At 45.1% G+C, this 6,166-nt stretch carries 7 protein-coding genes and 2 pseudogenes; 5 read left to right on the top strand and 4 right to left on the bottom strand.

Translation table 11 applies throughout. The features are described from left to right. Positions 1 to 268: 268 nt before the first annotated feature. Entirely contained in the window at positions 269 to 622 is a 354-nt protein-coding gene (locus tag VZ94_RS29735) for a hypothetical protein (RefSeq protein ID WP_239650090.1), read from the bottom strand. Beyond that, entirely contained in the window at positions 555 to 1,949 is a 1,395-nt protein-coding gene (locus tag VZ94_RS18965) for a hypothetical protein (protein ID WP_239650089.1), read from the bottom strand. The genes VZ94_RS29735 and VZ94_RS18965 overlap by 68 nt, the downstream gene beginning before the upstream one ends. Positions 1,950 to 2,236: 287 nt before the next feature. Here VZ94_RS18965 and VZ94_RS31180 point away from each other — a divergent pair, with 287 nt between their 5' ends. The 5 genes from VZ94_RS31180 (at position 2,237) to VZ94_RS18945 (ending at position 5,452) form a co-directional block, all read left to right on the top strand. Then, complete coding sequence (locus VZ94_RS31180) at positions 2,237 to 2,869, top strand: sigma-54 factor interaction domain-containing protein (protein WP_275575329.1); 633 nt, start codon at positions 2,237 to 2,239, stop codon at positions 2,867 to 2,869. After that, complete coding sequence (locus VZ94_RS31175; protein WP_275575328.1) at positions 2,847 to 3,353, top strand: AAA-type ATPase lid domain-containing protein; 507 nt, start codon at positions 2,847 to 2,849, stop codon at positions 3,351 to 3,353. Before VZ94_RS31180 ends, VZ94_RS31175 begins: the two co-directional genes overlap by 23 nt. 250 nt (positions 3,354 to 3,603) lie before the next feature. After that, positions 3,604 to 4,077: a hypothetical protein gene (locus VZ94_RS23745; RefSeq protein WP_131655644.1), complete on the top strand. Its 474-nt coding sequence runs from the start codon at positions 3,604 to 3,606 to the stop codon at positions 4,075 to 4,077. 731 nt (positions 4,078 to 4,808) lie between these two features. Next, a complete protein-coding gene (locus VZ94_RS18950) occupies positions 4,809 to 5,126 on the top strand; it encodes a type II toxin-antitoxin system RelE/ParE family toxin (protein WP_239650088.1) in 318 nt (105 codons plus the stop codon). After that, on the top strand, positions 5,123 to 5,452 hold the full coding sequence (locus VZ94_RS18945; protein ID WP_045780427.1) for a helix-turn-helix domain-containing protein: 330 nt from the start codon (positions 5,123 to 5,125) through the stop codon (positions 5,450 to 5,452). Before VZ94_RS18950 ends, VZ94_RS18945 begins: the two co-directional genes overlap by 4 nt. A 245-nt stretch (positions 5,453 to 5,697) precedes the next feature. Here the strand turns inward: VZ94_RS18945 and VZ94_RS29730 are convergent. Both VZ94_RS29730 and VZ94_RS18940 read right to left on the bottom strand, forming a co-directional pair. After that, positions 5,698 to 5,766, bottom strand: a pseudogene (locus VZ94_RS29730) (DUF2283 domain-containing protein); the annotation flags it as partial. A 141-nt stretch (positions 5,767 to 5,907) separates the two neighbouring features. After that, a pseudogene (locus VZ94_RS18940) lies at positions 5,908 to 6,166 on the bottom strand (hypothetical protein); the annotation flags it as partial.

Here is a 6,166-nt window from a genome sequence, read left to right as displayed (position 1 = left end):
CTGCTGCCGACACCTGGAGCCACAAGGATGTGGTGAATGCAGAAAACGCACGACTGCAGGACGCAGAGCAATGCAGGAGCTATTGCCGAGGAGCAGTTTTCTGTCTCTCTAAACGCCCTGTCCCGTCATAAGTGTGTAGCCCGATTGTCGAAGCCAATTTGAAAGCGTCTATAACATCGACTCGTCGTTTCAATGAATCCGCTCACATCAGGTTAAGAGTAATGGCTTTGAGTGTAATGCCCTTGTTAAACTGAAAATACCTATGGCTTTATTTTAATTGAATAACTAAACCACCATTAGCCGCAGAATCTGCGGTAGGTACGATTTCAGTACGATTCAAGCCTTTATTGCTATGCGTGAAGGGCACAACGGGATTGCTAGCATTAAAGGGTACGCTAGCCGTAAAGCCTCGTGGGTCGGCTGTGGTTGCAAAAATACCAGTTTTCCCCCAGGCTTGCGTGGTATTGACTGCATTAGCAACTGTTGGGCTGCCTAAGTCATCAGCAAATATTTTTAACAATTTTGTCTTAAGTGCCCATTGTGGATCAGAAGGTTTATTGGTTTTGTATAACACAGCGCCTTCTGCCCAATGCGGATAGACACCGGCTGCGACGTTTTTCAATAGTCGGTGCATAACCATCAATTTTGATGTAACGCCACGGATCACCACCTGAACCAGAAGTAGTTACGCCATTATTACGGTCGGCGCTATTAATGGCGATTCCCCAACGCTTAGCAAAATTGCTACCATCGGCGACGTTATTATAGCTGGTGGCATTGGTGCCATTTTGCCAATCTTTTAATAAGTTGCCCGTATCAGATGTGCCGCCAGGAGATTTAACAATGGGTAGCGATGCATCTTCATCTACTGCGTTATCGGGTGTTTTAGCGGCGGGCGCAAATGAGTTCGCTGTAGCCGGGTAATTTAAAAATTTAGCATACGCAACGGCACCAATAGCCGCGCCATTATTGCGACGGGCGACAGCTACTGGCGTAAAGTGGTTACCGCTACTGCTTTCTTGATAAGGCGCGCTAATGGCTGCATCCGTTAAAATGGCGTTATCGACTAAACTTTTTACCGAATTGCCATCGGTTTTATCGACAATTTTAAACTGCTCCCAAGTGCCAATTTTGCCCGCCAATAATGAGCCAATTACATTACGATTTAAATTGGGCAAGCTGGCTTCGTCATAAGCGCCAATTTGAATACTACTGGGTAAGCTACCGGCACGTTTCTGCGCAGCTTGTAGTGCTTTATATAAATCCAACGTGACAGCTACGCCATACACTAAGCCACCGGTTGGGACAATCGTGAAGGCATTAGGGCCTGTGGTTGGAACTTGCTTAAGGGATAACGGCCAATTAGTTTCGGGTAAGCCTGTCGTTAATTGATTGACCGGTTGCGGATAATTTTCTGTGCCTGGCTTTAATAATATATTGGGGTCAACGCCTAAAAAACCACCATCGGATTGTTTTTTAATCAAATACGTTGTGGCATTGCTAGCATCAATAGTTTTTTTCCATTGTTTTGTGCCACTCGATTCCCAGGCAGATTGTTCTTGTCCTGTTATCTTTAAATGTTCTAACGCGGTGCCTGATAGCAAGGGCACTACGCCATAGCCTGCGGCACCGTAGGAACGTTTTTCTAATAAAATTTTCTTACCCGCTAAGCCGGAGCCTAAATTTGCGTTCCCGGTAAAGTAATATACTGTCCAGCGCGAACCGATAGCACCGGTAACCGGGTCAACATCGCTAAATGTATCTAAGCTGCCGGTTTTTGCTAAGGTCGTTTCCACCACGCGCCCATAGGCTTTGTCTTGTGCCGCACCACCTGACGTGTAAATAGCAATATTGGGATTGCCGTCATCCCACGGAGTTAGTGCATTGGCATTAGTCGCGGCAACGAGAAGAGCGCTTATTGTTAGTGCTAAAGAGTATTTTTGAGTCATGAGTATTCATCCTGTAAGAGTGGTAGGGCAATGTATGCACATTGCCGACAACACTGTCTAATCACAACTCATGCCAATCTATAATTTATTGATTTAAAATAATTATTTTTGTGTGGCGTAAAACAACTGCTGCTATTGGTTCAGTTAAGTGATGCTCAGCTGTTGCCTAAGCATCAGCAAAGCAGGGTATATGCTGAAATTCGATAAACACTAGCAAAATAATCATTAAACGCTTTATAGAGCAACTGTTAAAGTTCAGAGCAGCTTGACTCATTAACGATATAACTATGAAAAACAACGAATATATATTCAGTGATTTTCAATCTGCTCCGCTTTCTGAGCCTGTGATTACGCTTCCGAACCCAGATGCCCATGCGACGTCGATTAGAGCAACCGCCTTAGTGTTTTACGATCCAGCGTCGTTGCGTTTGTTGGAGTATATTGAACGCATCGCACCCAGTGACGCGACAGTATTAATCATCGGTGAAACCGGCACGGGAAAAGAATTAGCCGCCCGCCAAGTTCATAAATTAAGTCACCGGCGGAATAGTCCGTTTATCGCGGTAAACTGTGGCGCGTTATCGGAAAACTTGGTCGAAAGCGAATTGTTCGGTCATGAGCGAGGTGCATTTACCGGAGCGTTGACCATGCGTAGTGGCTGGTTTGAAGCCGCTAACAGTGGAACATTATTTCTCGATGAGATTGGTGATTTGCCGCTGTCGGCACAAGTGAAAATATTACGGGTATTGCAAGAGCGCGAAGTCGTCAGGCTAGGCTCAAGAACCGCAATTCCTGTTGATGTGCGTTTAGTTGCCGCCACCAATGTTAATTTAGCCGAAGCGGTACAAGCGGGGCGTTTTTCGCGAAGATTTATTTTATCGGTTAAATGTCGCAGCAATGACATTACTGCCGTTACGTGAGCGACCAGGTGATATTTTGCCGCTGGCTAAATATTTTTTAGAACGTTACAGCAAGCGCTTGAATGCTGTGTTACCTAAGCTGACACTAGAGGCCGAAAAAGCGTTGTTAGCTTATGCGTGGCCAGGCAATATTCGTGAATTAGAAAATGTGATTCATCATGCATTATTAATCTGCAAAAACACTATCGTGACTAACACGGATTTACATTTAAATCCCGATTTTGCTCGTTCAATTTCAACAAAGCCCGCATTACCCGTGTTACCGTTACAAGCATTAGAGCAAGCGTTACTGGCCTTATATGAGCAACCGCAACAAGCGTTATTTGAGCAATTAGAAGAAGCCATTTTTCGCACGGCTTACCAATTCTGCGAACATAATCAAGTACAAACCAGTCGTTTATTAGGGATAAGCCGAAATATTTTACGGCATCGTCTAAAGCGCTATGGCTTTATTGATGACAAAACACAGGTAGAAGATGTATAGCTTGGTTTTTGGTTGAATGATGGCGGTATTGCGTTTTCCGTTTAGTTGGTAGGTGGAGTTAGCGCCAGCGTAACCCGACTCACTAACGCGCAATCACAAAAGGGCATTGCTCCGAATGATCGAAAGTCAACATTCTAAGCGGGCTAAGTACTGAAGAAAAAAGACACTAAGGCTTGTTGCATGTCACCTAAAACGGCATGATATACAGAACCACATCATTGCTTGTTATGTCTTTTGAGTCACTATGCACATGGAAAAAGTAAAAATAAAGCTTGTCACAATCGGCCATCTCCCATTGCACCTAAATCTCAGTCAGGTGTCTGCGTGGAATTCTGACGTATTTGAGCTTATCGGCGACATTGATAATTTTGCTCTACGCTGTAATTCAGATGGCCCAGATTGGGAGTTTTCCGATCTGTTGTTGAGAGAGCAGCTTCCTGCCAACACTGGCGCCGATTTTCTTTTAGCAATAGTCAACGTTCCGATTGAAGCTAACTGGTACTCCAGGCGACTCGGGAACAACCAGATCGTATTCACGTTTAGCCAAATTAGAGAGTTTCTTACTTGGGAAAATATCCCTCTTGAAAACGCGATCCTTCGGGTTATCTATGCATACACGCTCCTTTATCGTAGATCGGGAAACAAAATCCCGGGATTGGGTGAAGGCACTCACTTTACTCATGACGAAAACGCGCGGGTGCCTTTTCGACATGAACGGCATTAAGTCCGATCTAATTGAGTCTTGCGATAAACCGGTTGTGTGCGGCGAGTGCGAGGAGCGCCTGAGAAACGAACGTGTTTCAAGCCAAACGATTAAGGCGGTGCAAAAAGAGATACGAAAAATTCGAAAACATCTCTACTACAGGATGTTCGACTTCGTTAAAGCAAAGCCTGTAATGGCACTGTTTATTTCAAGTGTGTTTGCAATTTTTCTTGGTATAGCGGGGTCTTTAATTGCTTCGATTATCTACGATAGCGTTAAGTCGTTGTCGCCAGAATGCATAACAAGTCAATCCAGATTAGCCACTTAATTTAAATGGATAGTCTGAATTTTTGGTTACCCACTTAAGACTAGACAGTCAAATAAGAGTTACGTCATCTCGGCGCGGATTGCCGAGATTCACCACTGCAGGACGCAGGAGGTAGACCAACGCAGGAGCATTTGCCGAGGATATATGGACGTGCTTGGCGCTTTTCCATCCATGGCGCCTGGATTCCGGCAATCCATGCCGGAATGACGGTTTAGCTCTATTGACTATAAAATTAAATTTGTCCCGCTTTAAGTTGGTAACGCGATAAGACGCGCACTCTACATAGGTTGTGCGGTACAACGTTTGTGATTGATGCGCCTTATCGCGTTGTGCCAAAGGCAGACCAGGTTATATTTTTCACTTGCAATCCGGTGTCCAATTTGCCAACATCTGTTAAATGCGAAACATTAGACCCATATCATGGTTGAAAGCAGCGCGTAAGGATTTCGAGGAATTTCCCGAAGTCGTTCAAAGCGACATGCTCGACGCACTCACAATTGCCGCCGAGAGCGGCAAGTCTGACAAGGCAAAGCCATTCAAGGGTGTTGGTGGTGGTGTGTTCGAGATTGCGCTCAAGTATCGCGGCGATGCTTTCCGCACCCTCTACGCCATCAAGATTGACAGGGATATTTGGGTGATCCATGCTTTTCAGAAGAAATCGAAATCAGGGATTAAAACACCGCAAATGGAAGTTGATCTTATCAACGAACGGCTCAAAAGATTGAAGGAGGCTTTAAAATGAACAACGATGACATGGAACTGGTACGCGGCAGTGGCAACGTTTACCGCGATTTTGACCGCCTTAATGCAGGATTGGAGCAAGCTCGCGCTATTGTAGCCGCGAAAATTATTGGCATTCTCGATGACCGCAAGCTCTCAACACGCGATGCCGAAAAGCAAACTGGGGTTTCTCATGCTGAATTCTCGCGTATCCGTAATGCACAGCTTCGTCGTTTTACGCTTGACCGGATGATTACAATCCTCGGTAAGCTTGATGAAGACGTTGAAATCAATGTCACCTTTTCGTCTCGCAGGCACAGCGTAGCTATTACACCTCAGCTTTTGTGAGGTGGTACAAATGGCAGAAGGATTTCATTATTGACAGCACGATAAGATGGGCGCTCTACATGGGCTGCGCCTTACAACGTGAGGCGCAACATTCGCGAGCGATGCGCCTTCTTGCATCGTCATATCCTATTAGCGCACTTTATCGTGTTTAATCCTCCATCATGTTGGATTTAAGCTGCTTGCAGATCAGTCAAAGGCAGGTGCGACAGCGAAACCGAACGAATATCGGCACGTTGACTAGCATGTTACAAATCAATTCCCACTAGCACGCCATTGCTATCAAAATTCATTATCACGCCGTCTGCTAACTCGTCGGAATCTACCGCATAACAGGGGGCAGAGTAATGTTAGAGAGTAATAACAGGAGTCAGATTAATATAATCTGACGGCTGCTTTAACATTCCAGTCCTGACTCCCGTTACTCTGATAAATATATTTTTCATGCCCAACTCAGATTAATCTGATATTTCGTCAGACTCTGTATGAGTGAGCAGTCCTTCTTGCCGAATCATTGCTTTAAAGCCTTTCATGACTGGGCGGGAAAGTGCTGATTCTGCCAGTAAACGGTTTTCATAGATGATGCTTTTCATCGCATCATCTAGGTTTTCGCGTGCGTGTTGGATTAAATCATGCACTGAAGTATTCAGCAGCATGCTAGGCTGGTTTTTCACTTCATCATAAAGCCATTCCATGATTTGCTTTTCCGTTGTCGGC

It is taken from the genome of Methylocucumis oryzae, assembly GCF_000963695.1.
In the GTDB taxonomy this organism is placed as follows: Bacteria; Pseudomonadota; Gammaproteobacteria; order Methylococcales; family Methylomonadaceae; genus Methylovulum; species Methylovulum oryzae.
This window is presented reverse-complemented; position numbering and strand designations above follow the sequence as displayed.